We start from the raw sequence: 586 nt of genomic DNA, 5'->3' as shown, positions 1-586 counted from the left end.
TGCGCACGTCGGCAAGCTCTGGCCGCCCTCGCGCGACGTCGCCGGCGTCCGTCGTCGCCCACAACCGGCGTTGATGTGAATTTCGCAGGTCCGACCAATTCCTTGCGCAGGGTGGCTTCATCTTCGTCTTCTACAAAGAGCAGGCTGGCAAGCCCGTGGTAGGCCTGCTGGGGAATGAAGCCGTGCGCATGGGGGTGGTACCAGTACATCGACGACCGGTCCTGCACGGTGAAGGCGTAGTCCATCTGCTGGCCCGGCGCCACGACGTTGAGGCCATTGCCGTCGTTGCGAGAGTCGACACCCAGGCCATGCCAGTGAATGACCGTCGGTTGATCCATGTGATTGATCAGCTTCACCCGCATCTCGTCGCCGCGGCGAGCCAGAAGCGCCGGGTTGAGGAACTTCTTGCCACCCGATTCCACGGCGTAGGCCAGGATGGGTGTGCGCTGCCCTGCCCCCCGCGTCAGAATTGTTGTCGCCCCGATAGAACCTGGTCTTCGTTGAGTTCCAGGTTCATGTAGATGGTGGTGGGAGGCTGTGGAGCTTGTGGGCGAAGGCCTGCGCGGTGGGCAACGCGACAGCGTTG

The 586-nt window shown here is 63.1% G+C and carries 1 protein-coding gene; it reads right to left on the bottom strand.

Annotation, left to right across the window (positions count from 1 at the left end):
• A partial coding sequence (locus tag DRV96_RS17855; RefSeq protein WP_162911155.1) for a multicopper oxidase domain-containing protein occupies nucleotides 1-422 on the bottom strand: 422 nt, incomplete at its 3' end.
• Nucleotides 423-586: the final 164 nt, after the last annotated feature.

The organism is Azohydromonas sediminis, from assembly GCF_003574675.1.
Lineage (GTDB): Bacteria > Pseudomonadota > Gammaproteobacteria > Burkholderiales > Burkholderiaceae_C > Calidifontimicrobium > Calidifontimicrobium sediminis.
This window is presented reverse-complemented; position numbering and strand designations above follow the sequence as displayed.